The 13,863-nt window shown below is 27.3% G+C and carries 14 protein-coding genes and 1 pseudogene; 12 read left to right on the forward strand and 3 right to left on the reverse strand.

Features of this window, described 5'->3' with window-relative positions:
• Window positions 1-361 precede the first annotated feature (361 nt).
• Window positions 362-1,249: a cysteine synthase A gene (gene cysK / locus ACYQ44_RS08385; RefSeq protein ID WP_459996544.1), complete on the reverse strand. Its 888-nt coding sequence runs from the start codon at window positions 1,247-1,249 to the stop codon at window positions 362-364.
• A gap of 182 nt (window positions 1,250-1,431) precedes the next feature.
• Here cysK and ACYQ44_RS08390 point away from each other — a divergent pair, with 182 nt between their 5' ends.
• From ACYQ44_RS08390 to ACYQ44_RS08410, 5 genes are read left to right on the forward strand one after another with little or no spacing between them, the layout of a single operon-like run.
• Entirely contained in the window at window positions 1,432-2,904 is a 1,473-nt protein-coding gene (locus ACYQ44_RS08390) for an FGGY family carbohydrate kinase (RefSeq protein ID WP_459996545.1), read from the forward strand.
• Between the two features lie 38 nt (window positions 2,905-2,942).
• Window positions 2,943-3,335 (forward strand): tRNA (adenosine(37)-N6)-threonylcarbamoyltransferase complex ATPase subunit type 1 TsaE, encoded by a 393-nt coding sequence (gene tsaE, locus ACYQ44_RS08395; protein ID WP_459996546.1) that lies wholly within the window; start codon window positions 2,943-2,945, stop codon window positions 3,333-3,335.
• Window positions 3,332-4,411, forward strand: a complete 1,080-nt coding sequence (gene ychF, locus ACYQ44_RS08400) for a redox-regulated ATPase YchF (RefSeq protein ID WP_459996547.1) — start codon at window positions 3,332-3,334, stop codon at window positions 4,409-4,411. Before tsaE ends, ychF begins: the two co-directional genes overlap by 4 nt.
• Window positions 4,412-4,420: 9 nt before the next feature.
• On the forward strand, window positions 4,421-5,455 hold the full coding sequence (queA, locus tag ACYQ44_RS08405; RefSeq protein ID WP_459996548.1) for a tRNA preQ1(34) S-adenosylmethionine ribosyltransferase-isomerase QueA: 1,035 nt from the start codon (window positions 4,421-4,423) through the stop codon (window positions 5,453-5,455).
• Window positions 5,456-5,490: 35 nt separating this feature from the next.
• Window positions 5,491-6,366 carry a DMT family transporter gene (locus ACYQ44_RS08410; protein WP_459996549.1) on the forward strand — a complete coding sequence of 292 codons (876 nt, stop codon included), beginning with the start codon at window positions 5,491-5,493 and terminating at the stop codon, window positions 6,364-6,366.
• Between the two features lie 25 nt (window positions 6,367-6,391).
• Here ACYQ44_RS08410 and ACYQ44_RS08415 read toward each other — a convergent pair whose 3' ends face one another.
• Window positions 6,392-7,564, reverse strand: a complete 1,173-nt coding sequence (locus tag ACYQ44_RS08415; RefSeq protein WP_459996550.1) for an iron-containing alcohol dehydrogenase — start codon at window positions 7,562-7,564, stop codon at window positions 6,392-6,394.
• Window positions 7,565-7,718: 154 nt separating this feature from the next.
• Here ACYQ44_RS08415 and ACYQ44_RS08420 point away from each other — a divergent pair, with 154 nt between their 5' ends.
• The 7 genes from ACYQ44_RS08420 to ACYQ44_RS08450 are packed head-to-tail and all read left to right on the forward strand — an operon-like array spanning window position 7,719 to window position 13,334.
• Window positions 7,719-8,543 (forward strand): phosphate ABC transporter substrate-binding protein PstS family protein, encoded by an 825-nt coding sequence (locus tag ACYQ44_RS08420; RefSeq protein WP_459996551.1) that lies wholly within the window; start codon window positions 7,719-7,721, stop codon window positions 8,541-8,543.
• A gap of 15 nt (window positions 8,544-8,558) precedes the next feature.
• On the forward strand, window positions 8,559-9,419 hold the full coding sequence (locus tag ACYQ44_RS08425) for a PstC family ABC transporter permease (protein WP_459996552.1): 861 nt from the start codon (window positions 8,559-8,561) through the stop codon (window positions 9,417-9,419).
• Window positions 9,416-10,240 carry a phosphate ABC transporter permease PstA gene (pstA, locus tag ACYQ44_RS08430; protein WP_459996553.1) on the forward strand — a complete coding sequence of 275 codons (825 nt, stop codon included), beginning with the start codon at window positions 9,416-9,418 and terminating at the stop codon, window positions 10,238-10,240. The genes ACYQ44_RS08425 and pstA overlap by 4 nt, the downstream gene beginning before the upstream one ends.
• On the forward strand, window positions 10,230-11,009 hold the full coding sequence (gene pstB, locus ACYQ44_RS08435; protein ID WP_459996554.1) for a phosphate ABC transporter ATP-binding protein PstB: 780 nt from the start codon (window positions 10,230-10,232) through the stop codon (window positions 11,007-11,009). Before pstA ends, pstB begins: the two co-directional genes overlap by 11 nt.
• Window positions 11,010-11,022: 13 nt before the next feature.
• A complete protein-coding gene (phoU, locus tag ACYQ44_RS08440) occupies window positions 11,023-11,685 on the forward strand; it encodes a phosphate signaling complex protein PhoU (protein ID WP_459996555.1) in 663 nt (220 codons plus the stop codon).
• Window positions 11,686-11,695: 10 nt separating this feature from the next.
• Window positions 11,696-12,382 (forward strand): response regulator transcription factor, encoded by a 687-nt coding sequence (locus ACYQ44_RS08445; protein WP_459996556.1) that lies wholly within the window; start codon window positions 11,696-11,698, stop codon window positions 12,380-12,382.
• Window positions 12,375-13,334, forward strand: a complete 960-nt coding sequence (locus tag ACYQ44_RS08450; protein WP_459996557.1) for a sensor histidine kinase — start codon at window positions 12,375-12,377, stop codon at window positions 13,332-13,334. Before ACYQ44_RS08445 ends, ACYQ44_RS08450 begins: the two co-directional genes overlap by 8 nt.
• Here ACYQ44_RS08450 and ACYQ44_RS08455 read toward each other — a convergent pair.
• A pseudogene (locus tag ACYQ44_RS08455) lies at window positions 13,321-13,863 on the reverse strand (hypothetical protein); the annotation flags it as partial. The gene ACYQ44_RS08450 and the pseudogene ACYQ44_RS08455 sit on opposite strands and share 14 nt — an antisense overlap.

The raw sequence follows: 13,863 nt of genomic DNA on the forward strand, positions 1-13,863 counted from the left end.
TTAATTTATTTTTTTATCCTTTTATAAAAAAATAGAACTTGTATTTCAATCTATATATTTACTTTGAAATTTCACAAAGTAAATAAAACTTTTTAAAATCTAAGAAAAAATATATATTTACTAATATTTTATAATAATTACTATTAATAAACTATTACCAATTTACACAGAATTTTTGACAGACCCAAAATTTAATCGTGTAGTGACACTTGTGAAATTAACAAAAAATTAACAATAGCTGTTTTTTAGAATATTACAATGTTTTGATTTCCTTCTGGAAATAATAGTGTCAAAGTAAAAAGCAATTTGTCATACAAATAAAAATACCCGGTTTAAGAACCCGGCATTTGTTTGGAAGTTTTTAAATCAAACTCAAATATTTTTCTCCAAAATCTGGTGCAACTGTTACAATCTTTTTTTCAGGATATTTTTGTACTAATTTAATTGCTGCCAAAACGTTTGCAGCAGCTGAAATTCCTACAAATAAACCTTCTTTCTTAGCTAAAATATCTTGCATTTCAAATGCTTCCTCATCTTGTATTGTGATTACCTCATCTAATATAGTAACGTCTAAATTTTTAGGTATAAATCCTGCTCCAATCCCTTGAATTTTATGTTTTCCAGGTTCTTTACCTGAAATAACAGCTGAATTTTTCGGCTCGACTGCAACTATTTTTACTTTATCTTTAAAAAATTTCTTTAAAACCTTTCCAACTCCACTTACTGTTCCACCAGTACCAACACCAGCTACAAAAATATCTAAATTATAATCCATTTGTTTTAGTATTTCCGGACCTGTTGTTAATTCATGCGCTAAAACATTTGCTGGGTTATCAAATTGATTTGGCATAAAAGCTTTTTCATTTTCTTTAATTTCAATTGCTTTTTCAATAGACCCTTTCATTCCTTTTTCGGCTGAAGTTAGAATTAACTCTGCACCATATTTCTCAAGAATTTTTCTTCTTTCCACACTCATACTTTCAGGCATAGTTAATATTACCCTATAACCTCTATTTTTACCTATAGCAGCTAAAGCTATCCCTGTATTTCCACTCGTAGGTTCAACTATTATATTCTTTTCTTCGTTTAATACACCATCTATTTCTGCTTTTCTAATCATAAAATAAGCTGCCCTATCTTTTACACTTCCGGATAAATTATTTTTTTCGAGTTTTATGAAAATTTTATTTGGCTCTAAAATTTTTGATAATGTTATTATTGGTGTTCCACCAATTACCATATCAATCATACTTTCCCTCCTTTATGAATTTTATCACAAATAAAAAACAATAATTCATACTTTTTATATCCAATTTAAATTATTATATCAAATTCGATAAAAAAAGTCAAATTTTATTATAAAAAAATATTCTATACTATGATATAATATAATGTAATAACATAAATATTGTTATATAGGGGGGAATAATTATGAGTTACTATTTAGCTATTGATGAAGGAACAAGCAGTACAAGGACTTTGTTATTTGATGAAAATTTTAATTTAATAGATTTCTCTCAAAAAGAAATAAATATGATTTATCCAAAGCCAGGATGGGTTGAACAAGATGCTGAAGAATTATATTTTAAAACGGAAGAAAGTATGATTGAAGTAGTTGAAAGAAATAATATCAGCTGGGATAACATTATTGGAATAGGAATAACAAATCAAAGAGAAACTGTTGTTGCTTGGAATAAAAAAACTGGAAAACCTTTAACAAATGCTATTGTATGGCAATGCAGAAGAACTGATGAATTGCTTAATAGATTTCAAGCTGAATTCTGGAGTGAGATAAAAAGAAAAACCGGCTTGGTAAAAGATCCATATTTCTCAGGTTCTAAAATTTTATGGATGTTGGAAAATGTGCCTGAAGTTAAAGAAGCATATAATAATGGTAATTTAAAAGTTGGAACTATGGAATCATGGCTAACTTTCAAACTTACCGGGCATCATGTTACTGATGTATCAAATGCCTCAAGAACTCAATTAATGAATATTCACACACTCCAATGGGATGATGAAATTTTAAAAACTTTTGGAATTTCAATAGATGTTTTACCTGAAATTGTTGGAACTGCAATTGAAGGAGGATTTAAAACAAAATTTGGGCCTAAAATTTATGGTATGATTGGTGATCAGCAATCAGCATTATTTGGTCAAAGAGCCTTTGAGATTGGTGATTCAAAGTGCACTTATGGTACTGGCGCATTTGTTTTAATGAATTCGGGGACTACTCCACCAAAACCTCATCCTGGATTGTTAACCTCTATTGGTTGGAAAATAGGGAATGATGTTATTTATTCTCTTGAAGGTAGTATTTTTACTGTTGGTGCATTTTTTAAATGGTTAAAAGATATTGAAATAATTAATGATTATAATGAACTTGAAGAATATTCAAAAGATATTGATAATGGCGGTGTTTATATAGTTCCTGCATTAAGCGGTCTTGGCACTCCATATTGGGATTCCGATGCTAGAGGGTTAATTATAGGGTTAACACGAGCAACTAAAAAAGAGAATATTATTAGGGCAGCTTTAGAGTCTGTTGCATATAGTGTAAGAGATGTTATCGATTCTATGCAAGAAGCAGTATGGACAAAAATAAAAAAGATGAATGTTGATGGAGGAGCTACTAAGAATAAACTTTTAATGGAAATACAAAGTGATTTAATTAATGCTGAGATATTTGTTCCAAAATTTCAAGAAATAACTGCTTTAGGAGCAGCTTTTATGGCAGCAATTGGTTCAAAAAATCTTACTATTAATGACATAAAAAATTTGCAATTTTCAGGTATAAAGATAATGCCAAAAAATAATGAGAAATTAGAAAAAAATTATTATATCTGGAAGGAGGCAGTTTTAAGATCAAAAGGCTGGATAAAATCGACAAATATAAGTTATTAGATATTGCTGACAAAATAGCTAAATATTCTTTCCATGGAATGATTATTTTATTATATGGAGATTTAGGTACTGGAAAAACTACATTTACTAAAGGTTTTATAAAAAGCTTATTTAATGATAATAATATAAATGTAACCTCACCGACATTTGCTTTGGTGAGGATATATGAGAATTCTACAAATGTTTATCATGCTGATTTATATAGACTTTCTGATCCTGAAGAAATACCATATGTTGGGCTATTTGAAGATCAAGATGGAATATACTTAATAGAATGGTCAGAAAGGCTTGATTATTATATGCCTGAAGAACGATTAGAAATACATTTGTTTTATAATAATGACAATATTAAATTTAGAGATATTGAAATTATACCAGTTGGGAAAAAATATGTTGACGTTTTTGAAAATTTAAAGGAGGAATTAACATGAAAATTGGAATTTTGGGGTTACCTTTAACTGGAAAAACTACAATATTTTCATTACTAACAAATAAACCATATGACGGAAGTTATAAACAAGAAGCTGAAGAAAGAGTTGCAAATGTAATGGATGAAAGAATAGAAAAATTAGCAAAAATGTATAATCCAAAGAAAACAGTTCGTGCAACATTAAATTTTATAGATATTCCAAGTTATAATACTTCTGCAGATAGAAAAGAAAAAAATAGAATTTTACAAATGATTCAAACTGTTGATTCTATTATTCTTGTTATTAGAGCATTTGAAAATGGTTCTGTACCATTTCCAGAAGGAGCTGAATCTCCTATTGATCAACTTGAAACTTTAAAAACTGAAATGATTATAAGAGATTTAGAAGTTGTAGAAAATAGATTAAATAGGTTAATTGAACAAAATAAAAAGAAAAAACCAACTAAAGAAGAAGAAAGACAGGTTAAAATATTGGAAGAAATCAAACCTGTTTTAGAAGATGGAAAATTTGCTTCAAAAATAGAATTAAATGATGAAGACAAAAAACTAATTAGCTCATTAGCATTGTTTACATTAAAGCCTATTATTGTTGTTGTAAACGTTGATGAAAATCAATTAATAAATTATGATTATCCTAATAAAAAAGATTTAATTCAAATTTGTGAAGAAGAAAATTTTGCATATATTGAAATTTCTGGAAAAATTGAAGCTGATTTAATAGAACTTGAGCCAGATGAAAAAGAAGAATTTATGAAAGAATTAGGTATTGAGAGGCCAGGAATTGCTAGGTTATCAAAAGTTGTATATGATCATTTAGGATTAATTACATTCTTTACAGTAGGAGAAGATGAAGTTAGAGCATGGACTATTAATAAAGGAACAACTATGAAAAAAGCTGCTGGTAAAATTCACTCGGATTTAGAAAAAGGATTTGTTAAAGCAGAAGTTATGCATTATGAAGATTTAATCAAGTTAGGATCAGAAGAAGAAGTTAAAAAAGCTGGATTGTGGAGACTTGCCGGAAAAGAAGAAATTGTAAAAGATGGAGATATATTAACTATTAGAGCTAATGCATAGGAGGTTATGATGCGAAAGCCTTTATATAATGTAGATGATTTTTATTATGAATTACCTGAAAAATATATTGCCCAAAAACCTGCTGAACCACGCGATTCTTCTAAATTAATGATTTTGAATAGGACGAAAAAAAGTATAGAACATAAGATTTTTAGAAATATAATTGATTATTTACATCCAGGAGATTTATTGGTAATTAATAATACTAAAGTTATTCCTGCAAGATTATATGGAAAAAAAATCACAGGTGCTAATGTTGAAGTATTATTACTAGAAAAAACTCATGAAGAAAATACATGGAAAGCACTTGTAAAACCTGGTTCAAAATTAAAAACAGGTGCTGAAATAAAATTCTCTGATAACTTATACGCTAAAATCCTCCAGCATAATTCTGATGGTTCTAGAATCATACGTTTTTTTTCTGATAAAGATGTTTGGAAAGAAATTGAAAATATAGGTAATTTACCTCTACCTCCATATATAAAAAATTATAATGGACCTAAAGAAAGATATCAAACAGAATATGCTAAAATTCAAGGTGCTGTTGCTGCTCCAACAGCAGGTTTGCATTTTACAAAAAAATTGTTAGAAAATATAGAAAATAAAGGCATTGAATTTGTTGAAGTTACATTACACGTAGGACTTGGAACTTTTAGACCAGTAAAAGTTAATAAAATAGAAGAACATAAAATGCATGAAGAATATTATGAAGTACCTGAAAAAACTGTAAATAAAATTAATGAATATAAAAGAAATAATGGAAGAATTATCAGTGTTGGAACCACTGTCGTAAGAACATTAGAAACAATTGCTAATCTACCAAAACAAAGTTCATATATGGGAACAACTGATATTTTCATTTACCCTCCATATGAATTTAAATTAATTGATGCTTTAATTACTAATTTTCATTTACCAAAATCAACTCTATTAATGTTAGTTGCTGCATTTGGAGAATATAATTTTATAATGGATGCATATAAAATTGCAGTTAAAGAGAAATATAGATTTTTTTCTTTTGGTGATTCAATGTTTATTTATTAAAATATATTTCTTAATATATAATGAGGGGTGGTATTTTGACAAATAAAAGCTTAGGAATATTTTATATGTTAATAACTGTTCTATTCTGGGGAATTTCGTTTGTTGCAACAAAAATAATAGTTCAAACTATACCACCTATAACTGCTGCCTTTTTAAGATTTTTTATATCCACATCAATTCTTATGTTCTTTATACGAAAAGAAATAAAATATTCAAAAAATGAATTAATATATGTAATGTTATCTGGTTTTTTTGGAGTTACTGCATATTTTTTGTTTGAAAACTCGGCCTTACAGTATACTACAGCTACCAATGGATCTTTAATAATATCTGCAACACCAATAATGTATTTATTTTTTTCTGATATCTTAAAGAAATCTTTTTCGCATAAATTGAGATATTTGGGCACATTTCTTGCTTTTTTAGGAGTTTCTCTTATTGTGTTGAACGGAAAATTTATTTTAAAACTTAATCCTATTGGAGATTTATTAATGTTTGGAGCCTCATTCTCGTGGATTTTTTATACTTATTTTATTGAAAAATTACACCATCATGAAAATTTAATTATTACTAAAGATTTAAACTTTTATGGGATGTTGTTTTTTCTTCCATTTGTCTTTTTAGAATTAAAAGGTAATGGAACATGTCCATTATTTCAACTATGGCTTCAACCCAAAATTATAATCGCCTTTATTTTCTTAAGCGTTTTTTGTACTGCTTTAGGTTATATATGGTGGAATAAAGCTATTAGACTTGCTGGAGCAAAAACTACAACTAATGGAATTTTCTTTATACCAATTGTAACTCTTATTGCCGATGCTATTATGCTAAAAAATTATCCTAATTTACTTACAATTTCTGGTGTAATATTGGTTTTATCAGGAAACTATATTGCTGAAATTAAAGATTAAAAAACAAATGGCACCTGTGAAGGTGTCATTTGTTTTTTAAAGCTATATTGTATATTTCTTTAATTTCTTTTTCCTCTAACTTTTTTAGTTTGCCCATAGGACTACTTTGAACAGCATTTTCTACCAATCTTTCAATATCTTTTTCTGTTGCCCCAATTTCTTTTAAAGATATAGGTTGTCCTATTCTTTTATACCATTCTTTCAGTGCTTGAATACCTAAATCAGCATCTATAGATGCGTTCCCAGTATCAATATTGAATATTTCTTTAGCAAATCTATCAAACTTTTCAATATATTCATTTTTTACATATTCTAACCATGCAGGAAATATAATAGCTAATCCCTCACCATGAGCTATATCAAATAAAGCAGAAACAGAATGTTCCAAGGCATGACTTGACCAATCACCACCATTAGAACCAGCTTTTAGTAATCCATTTAAAGCCAATGTAGCACTCCAAGCTAAATTTGCTCTTGCATTATAGTCTTTAGGATTTTTTAATAATATTTCAGTACTTAATATAACAGTTCTAATTATACCTTCAGCGATTTGATCTTGAATTTCAGTATTTTTTGTTCCATCAAAATAATATTCCATGACATGACTTATTGCATCAACTGCTCCATTAACAGTTTGTTTTGCTGGTAATGAAAATTGAGCTACAGGATCAATAATTGAAACTTTTGGATATAATTTTTCAGAATGTGTGGCCCACTTTTGCTTTGTTTCTTCATTTGTTATTACAGAATTACCATTCATTTCAGAACCAGTTGCAGATAATGTCAAAACAGTAAATAATGGTAAAGCCTTATTTATAACATGCTTCCCAGAATACGCATCCCAAACATCACCATCATAATAAAACCCTCCGGCTATAGCTTTAGATGAATCTATTACACTTCCACCACCAACTGCTAAAATTCCTTCAACATCATTTTCTTTTGCTATTTTAATTCCTTCATACACTTTAGATAATCTAGGATTAGGCTTTACTCCAGAAATTTCCACCCATTCAATACCATTTTCTTTTAAAGAATTTACAACTTGTTCATATACTCCATTCTTTTTTATAGAACCTCCACCATAATGCAATAAAACTTTTTTGAGACCAAATTTTTTGATTTCTTCACCAATTCTATTTATAGTTCCTTCTCCAAAAATCAATTTAGTTGGATTATAAAAAACAAAATTTTTCATATATACACCTCCATAATATAATTTGTATTGCTAATTATATTATACCACAAAATTCATCTTAATAAACTTAATATTTCTTAATATTTATAAATATATAGAAAAACAAAAAATAATATAATGTGCTTGTAAAAATAAAAATAGGAGGTAGAAATTTATGAAAAAAATTTTATTAGTTGGTTTATTAATGTGTTTATTAGTTTTATCTTTTTCTGAGAAATTAGTTGTTAAAGGGTCAAATACTATTTTTCCAATTGCACAACTTTGGATTGAAGAATTGAAAAAGATCAAACCTGATTTAGAAATTACTCTTGAAGGTGCTGGCTCATCCACAGGAATTGCTGCGTTGTTTAATAACACTACAGACATAGCAAATGCTAGTAGATTTTTAAAAGGTAAAGAAATCAAAAAAATGAATGAAGAAGGAAAATATTTTGCTCCTATCGTTATCGCTTATGATGGAATTGCTATAATAGTTAATCCAAAATTAGGTATTGAAAATATATCTCTTGAAACGTTAAAAGGCATATATACTGGTAAACTAAGAACATGGAATCAAGTGAGTTCAAACTTGCCAAAAAAGAGAATTGTAATTTATTCAAGAAATACAGCATCAGGGACCTTTGAAACCTTTGAAAAAAAGGTTTTAAGTGGAGAAAGAATGGCTCCAACAGTAAAGATGGTAGAGTCCACACAATTTGAAATTGATCAAGTGTCAAGAAATCCTTATGCAATTGCTTATGTAGGTGTTGGTTATGTAACTAATAGTGTAAAAGTTTTAAAAGTTGAGGGTGTAGAACCTACAAAATTAAACATTTTAAATGCAAAATATCCTATTTCAAGACCATTATATATGTTTATAGATGTAACAAATGGATGGCCAGAAAGTGGCATTATAAAAGAATATATAACATTTGGATTATCTAAAAAAGGACAAGAATTAGCGGAAAGGGCAGGTTATATAGCAGCATACGGATTCTAAAAAGGAGTGTTCTAATTGAGAGAGTTAAAACATAAATTAAATTCCATTATAATAAAAACAATAGCTTTAACAGGTATAATAGCTTTAATATCAATATTTGGGTTTGTAATAAAAGAATCCATACCAGCTTTAAAAGAAGCTGGTATGGAGATATTTACAGGTTTTGACTGGTATCCAACATATGATCCACCAGCTTTTGGAATTCTAACAATGCTTATAAACTCTATTATATTAACAATTATTTCATCATTAATAGTTTTACCTCTTGGATATATAGTAGCATTTTTTATGTATGATTATGCAATTGAATCTGAGAAAAAAATGATGAAATCTTCTATAGACTTATTATCAGGAGTTCCTTCAGTAATCATTGGTATGTTTTTAATAATTTATATTTCACCATGGATGCTGGAAATAGGTGCATGGTCTGCAGAAAATGTTTTGTTAGCCTCCATAGGATTAACTATTCTTTCTTTACCATATACAGCATCTTTGATGGAAGAAGCTATGAGCTCTATTGATAATAGTCTTAAAGAAGGTGCATTAGCATTAGGATCTACAAGATTTATAGCTGGTTTTAGAATAGTTTCAAAAGCTGCTTTACCAGGAATATTTAATGCAGCAATTTTAACAATAAATAGAATAATAGGTGAAACTATGGTTGTATTAATGGCTGCTGGTGGAGCAAATATGTTACCTCTTTCTATTTTTGATCCTGTTAGACCTTTGACCGTCGCTATAGCAAGTGAGATGGGTGAAGTTGAAATTGGTAGCATTCATTATTCTGCATTGTTTGTTTCTGGATTTGTACTTTTAATTATTTCTTTTATCCTTACTTTAGTTTCTAAAAGACTTTCAAGGAGATGGAGCAGATGAGAAAAGATAAAACAATATCTTTTATTTTCAGATTTATAAGTTATATAACTTTTTTTGTTATTGTTTTTATTTTTGTATTTGTAATTTTAGATGGAATAAGATATTTTTCTATAGATTTTTTTACTCAATTTCCAAAAAACATGATGACAGAAGGTGGAATATTTCCTGCTACTATTGGAACATTATATTTATTATCGCTAACTTTGATAATTTCTATACCTTTTGGTGTTATAACAGGAATATTTTTGTCTGAATATGGAAATAATAAAATTGGTAGATTATTAGATATAGCTATAACCTCTTTATCCGGGGTACCTTCAATTGTTTATGGTTTATTTGGACTGGCATTATTTTCAATAACAATGGGATTTGGGACATCATTAATTTCAGGGGCTTTAACATTATCTGTAATGTCATTACCTATAATCTCTTCAGCCACCCGAGAAGCATTAATGGCAATACCTAATACCATGAGAGAATCAGCATATGCATTAGGCGCAAAAAAAACTGAGGTTATTTATAAGATTATAATACCTGCTGCAAAATCTAGAATAATAACTGCTATATTAATAGGTGCTGGAAGAGTAATGGGTGAAACTGCACCAGTATTATTAACAGCAGCAGTATTTTACTCCACTCATATGCCAAAATCTATTAAGGATCCTGTTATGACATTACCAACACATATTTATAACATTGCGATGGCTTACGGAGATAATGCACAATGGATGGCAAAAGGAACAGCCTCTTTTTTGATGATATTAGTGCTTTTGATATATTCTATAGCTTTTAGATTAAGGAGGAAATTAAATGCGAAGTAATAGTTTTTCTAAAAATGATGATATAATAAAAGTAAAGAACTTTAATGCATGGTATGGTGAAAAACAAGCTTTAAAAAATATAAATATTGATTTTAAAAAAAATAAGATTAGTGCTATCATAGGTCCTTCGGGTTGTGGAAAGTCAACATTATTAAGAAGTATTAATAGAATTAATGATGAAATACCAAATTATAAAACTTCTGGAGAAATAATTTTTGAAGGGAAAAATATTTATGATAATGATTTAGACTTGACTATTTACAGGAAAAAAGTAGGTATGGTTTTTCAAAAACCAGTTTCCTTTCCAATGTCCATTTATGAAAATGTTGCTTTTGGTCTAAAAATCCATGGTATAAAAAACAAAAATAAAATTGATGAAATTGTAGAAAAATCATTAAAGCAAGCAGCTTTATGGGATGAAGTTAAAGATGAATTACATAAATCTGCAAACGAATTATCTGGAGGGCAACAACAAAGGTTGGTTATTGCCAGGGCTATAGCGATTGATCCTGAAATTATTTTATTAGATGAACCAACATCTGCATTAGATCCAATAGCAACACAACGAATAGAAAGATTACTTGAAGAATTAGTTGAAAAATATACTATAATTATAGTAACTCATAATCTCTCTCAAGCTATAAGGATCTCTGATTATTTATACTTTATGTATCAAGGTGATTTAATTGAATCCGGATTAACATCTGATATTGTAAAATCACCAAAAAAACAATTAACTGAAGATTATTTAAATGGTAGAATAGGATAATGGAGGTTAGATTATGCAAAATGTACACCATTTTGAAAATGAAATATTAATATTAAAAGCGGACATATCAAAAATGTTATCATTAATATTAGAATCATTTAATATGGCAATTAAATCCTTAGAAAATAATGATGAAACTTTAGCTAAAAGAGTTATAGATTTAGATGATAAGATTGATGAAATCAATAGAAAAATCGAAGATGAAGTATATCAGATAATTGCAAGATATAATCCTTTAGCTAAAGAATTAAGATATATAATAACGATGATTAAATTCTCTAATAATCTTGAAAGAATTGGAGATCTTTCTTGTAATATTGCACAAAAAGTTTTTGAATTTAAAAATAATAATATTTCGGCTATATTAAGTGAAGATATGTTAAAAATGATTGGATTTTCATTAGAGATGTTAAAAGAAGTATTTAAATCATTTAATGAAAGAAATATCGAATTAGCAATTGAAATATGGAAAAAAGATACCATTATTGATAATCTTGAAATTCAAATTAGAAAAGAAATTTTAAATAATTTTAAATCTGGTAAATATGATGAAAATCTTATAATACCTTATGCATTAATAGCAAGAGATATTGAAAGGGTCTCTGATCAAGTAACCAATTTATGCGAAGAAATCGTATATATTGAAAAAGGAGAAAAAATTACAAGTTTCTTATAGGAGGAAAAAAATGGCATCTATTTTAATTGTTGAGGATGATAAAGATATTAGAGACATTTTAAGAATATATTTAGAAATAGAAAAATATGATGTCTATGAAGTAGAAACGATTAATCAAATGAATAAATTTTTAAATAAAAATAATGTAGATATCATATTATTAGATGTTATGCTTCCAGATGGGGAATCGGTTGATATCTTACCTTTTATTAGAACTAAAAACAGAAATACTGGAATAATAATAATTTCTGCAAAAAATACAGACAGAGATAAAATATTTGGAATAGAAAATGGGGCAGATGATTATATTACTAAACCTTTTAATCCACGTGAAGTAATTGCTCGAGTTAGAGCTTTATTAAAAAGATTAAAGAACGAAGATGAAAAATTACAATTTGGAAATTTGGAAATTTTTTCAGATAATTATACAATAAAATATAAAGGTGAAATAATCGATTTAACAGCAAAAGAATTTGAGATTTTATTATTATTATCTAAAAATCCTGAAAAAATATTTACTAGAAGTGATATTATTGACAAAGTTTGGCATGACGATGATTTCATTACAGACAGAGTTATAGATGTACATATAAGTATGATTAGATCTAAAATTGGAAAAAATTGGATAAAAACAATTAGAAATTTGGGATATAAATTCAACAAATATGCTGATAATATAGGGGAGAAAAATGGATAGAGCATTTGATTACATTAACGAAATGGTTATAAAACTAAATAAAATTAAAATTGAAAAAAGCAACGCTATAGCTAAATCTTATGGATTTAAAAAAAATAGCGAAATTATTAGTGTTATTACATTTAATGAAATTGATTTATTTATTGATAATATTCTAAAAAAAGAAGATTTTTTTATAGAAACTACTATATATTTTTTTCAAGGTACTAGTAAATTTTGTAAAATTAATTATTTAAGTAAAGATGAAATTTTAATTATTGAAGACAAAACTGAAAAAGAACTATTAAAACAAGTAAAAGCTGATTTTATTACATCAATATCTCACGAATTAAGAACACCCCTTTCTGTAGCAAAAGGAAATATATTTTTGTTAGAAGACATAATAAATGATTCTAATTATATGAAATTTATAAAAAAAACTAAAAATGCAATAAAAAAAATAGAAAGGATCTTAGATCAATTAACTTTACTTTCTATGGCTGAATTTGGAAATTATATGATTAAAACAGAAATATTTGACCCAAACAATTTAATTAAAGAAGTTAAAAATGATCTAGAAAGTAAGATAAAAAGCAAAAATATAAAAATTAAATTTCAGTCAAATATTGAATATATAACTGGAGATCCATTTATTGTTTATACAATAATTAGAAACTTAGTTTCTAATTCTATCAAGTATTCACATAATAATTCTGTAATAAATATTACAATAGATGAGGATAAAATAGTAATAAAGGATAATGGAATAGGAATTAGAGATAATGAAAAGTCAAGGATTTTTGAAAGATTTTACAGGGGGGTAGATGCTAAAAAATATGCTAAAGGTTCTGGTTTAGGACTTGCTATAGTTAAATATTTATGCGAACTTGCAGGATATAAAATTGAATATGATTCAAAATGGATGATTGGAACTACATTTAAAATTTATTTTAATAAAACTAAGTTAAATTAATTAATTCAATTTCTAACTCCCAACTTTTTTTTTCATGAGGTTTTAACGTAATGTATTTATTGTATTTTTTAGCTATAATTAAAGAATCATAAAAACCATTTGACGGCTCCAAAGCACAGTTGCATTCTCCTTTAAAGCCCCCTTCATTTTTCCATATACCAAAATACGGAATATTTTCAAAATTCATTTTATATAGTAGTTTATTATGATTAAGTGTAAGACCTGCTGAATTAATCTTATCTAACAAATAAAATTTCTCTGTATTCTTTGATATTTTAGGCAAAAATTTATTAATTTTATAATTATTATATTCAGGATAATTACAAATTGTTTCAGCTTTACCAAGGAATTTACTCTCATGAACATTTAATACTCTGCTTACATCTATTGATATTTCTGAACTTTCATCTATTGCAATTAAACCATGAAATGCCAAAAAACCTCTAAAAATTTTATAACCTATGTTTTCTACTGCATATTTAAAAATAATTTTATTATTTTCTAACAAAATAATTCTTTTAAATATATA

The sequence above is a fragment of the Marinitoga arctica genome (genome assembly GCF_054657315.1).

Coding starts and splice junctions, on each gene's coding strand:
- tsaE (WP_459996546.1), top strand. CDS start 2,943: ATGATTATTTTATTATATGGAGATTTAGGTACTGGAAAAACTACATTT.
- ACYQ44_RS08420 (WP_459996551.1), top strand. CDS start 7,719: ATGAAAAAAATTTTATTAGTTGGTTTATTAATGTGTTTATTAGTTTTA.
- ychF (WP_459996547.1), top strand. CDS start 3,332: ATGAAAATTGGAATTTTGGGGTTACCTTTAACTGGAAAAACTACAATA.
- queA (WP_459996548.1), top strand. CDS start 4,421: ATGCGAAAGCCTTTATATAATGTAGATGATTTTTATTATGAATTACCT.
- phoU (WP_459996555.1), top strand. CDS start 11,023: ATGCAAAATGTACACCATTTTGAAAATGAAATATTAATATTAAAAGCG.
- ACYQ44_RS08445 (WP_459996556.1), top strand. CDS start 11,696: ATGGCATCTATTTTAATTGTTGAGGATGATAAAGATATTAGAGACATT.
- ACYQ44_RS08390 (WP_459996545.1), top strand. CDS start 1,432: ATGAGTTACTATTTAGCTATTGATGAAGGAACAAGCAGTACAAGGACT.
- cysK (WP_459996544.1), bottom strand. CDS start 1,249: ATGATTGATATGGTAATTGGTGGAACACCAATAATAACATTATCAAAA.
- ACYQ44_RS08415 (WP_459996550.1), bottom strand. CDS start 7,564: ATGAAAAATTTTGTTTTTTATAATCCAACTAAATTGATTTTTGGAGAA.
- pstA (WP_459996553.1), top strand. CDS start 9,416: ATGAGAAAAGATAAAACAATATCTTTTATTTTCAGATTTATAAGTTAT.
- pstB (WP_459996554.1), top strand. CDS start 10,230: ATGCGAAGTAATAGTTTTTCTAAAAATGATGATATAATAAAAGTAAAG.
- ACYQ44_RS08450 (WP_459996557.1), top strand. CDS start 12,375: ATGGATAGAGCATTTGATTACATTAACGAAATGGTTATAAAACTAAAT.